The sequence below is a fragment of the Microbulbifer sp. 2205BS26-8 genome (assembly GCF_030731025.1).
GTDB classification, from domain to species: domain Bacteria; phylum Pseudomonadota; class Gammaproteobacteria; order Pseudomonadales; family Cellvibrionaceae; genus Microbulbifer; species Microbulbifer spongiae.
This window is the reverse complement of the sequence record NZ_JAVAMR010000113.1, coordinates 1-1476: the sequence shown is the minus strand read 5'-3', so window position 1 is coordinate 1476 and position 1476 is coordinate 1. Positions and strand designations below refer to the sequence as shown.

At 44.2% G+C, this 1476-nt stretch carries 1 protein-coding gene; it reads left to right on the top strand.

Annotation, left to right across the window (positions count from 1 at the left end):
• Positions 1–379 precede the first annotated feature (379 nt).
• Positions 380–1045 (top strand): lytic polysaccharide monooxygenase auxiliary activity family 9 protein, encoded by a 666-nt coding sequence (locus tag Q5Y71_RS16730; protein WP_306043217.1) that lies wholly within the window; start codon positions 380–382, stop codon positions 1043–1045.
• Positions 1046–1476: the final 431 nt, after the last annotated feature.

The following is a 1476-nucleotide window of genomic DNA, read 5'->3' as shown; positions in this document are numbered from 1 at the left end:
GGTGTTGGCCCATTATGCGTTTTTCCCGCAGCGAAAGCCTGCCCGAACTTTGTGAAATCCTGATTCTGGTTGAGGGCGTTTTAGGAGGATTGAGTGACAAAGAGGAGAAAAATGCTAATTGGAGTGCGAGGTAGCTACTGGAGTACCTCCGAAAATCGGTAAGGTTGACAAGGAAAGAACCTACGCTTTTTTGGCATTACCTTCTTCCTTTGGACTGCCTGAAATTAATGATAGTCAAAAACGTCACAAAGTTTGATCTCTCAATCAATGGAATTCAGTAAGTGTCATCCCGATAAGAGACAAATTTTTCGATTCTGCTTCTACAGGTTTACTGATTAGCCGCTATTCTCACGAAGGACTCAAACTGGGAGATAACAACATGCGAACTACAATGGTTTCATGGATAGTTGCGTCGGTAATGGTTGGCTTTTCGGGCTTTGCCTCCAGTCATGGTTGGACGGAGTTTCCAAAAGCTAGGCAGATATTCTGTGCCGAAGATGGGGGATATTGGTACCCCTCGGATGGTTCTGCCATTCCTAACTCAGCATGCCGGGCTGCATTTCTGGAGTCGGGTACCTATCCATTTGTACAGAAAAATGAATTTTCCGCAAATGTTGCCAACTATAATGAGGATTCGGCTGTTCAATCCGTAGTCATTGATGGCTATCTTTGCAGTGCTGGATCGCCAGCCAAATCGGGAATGGATATTCCTTTGCCAGACTGGCAAAAAACCGTATTGGCTGCAGGGCCGCACAGGCTGAAATTTCGGGCAACAGCAGCGCACAATCCAAGTTATTGGAGAATATACCTCACTAAACCGGGATTTGATTCTGCCACGCAGCGCTTACAATGGTCTGATCTTGAGATTATTAATAGTTACGGTGACCTGCCTGTGGTAAATGGGTATTACGAAATGGATATAAACATACCGACAGGAAGAAGCGGCACAGGCGTATTGTATGTCAGATGGCAACGAAATGATCCCGCCGGCGAAGGCTTTTATAACTGTTCAGACATTATTTTCGAGAGAAATACTGTCTTTTGAGAAAATAACATTGTTTTTCTCATGCAAAGTGTCCATTGCCAATCTTGATGCTGTATTGCTCTTTTTGAGCAATTGAAACTGATTCCGCTGGTCATTTGTCAGTTTGTCTGTTCACGGACGAGTAGCCTGTTTTGCATCACAGGTTTTTAAGTTATCTATCTGTGACACTGTCATAAGACGAAGCGTTTCAAAGGCTGGATGGAAAAATGTGTAACTGAGTCGAGAGAGCGATACAGGCATTTAAGAGAGTGCAAATAATTTAATCATTAGGTAAACCCCCGGCTATGCCGGGGGGACTCGAATAGGTTCGACCGTTGCTACGGTCTAGTAGCCTTCTATTTTGAGTTATTGTCAATTCTGGCGTTTAACAAGCCTGATTAAGCAGCGCTCTGACCGGCTGTTGTGAGAGTGTAAATAATTCTGTGTAACCT

Coding starts and splice junctions, on each gene's coding strand:
- Q5Y71_RS16730 (WP_306043217.1), top strand. CDS start 380: ATGCGAACTACAATGGTTTCATGGATAGTTGCGTCGGTAATGGTTGGC.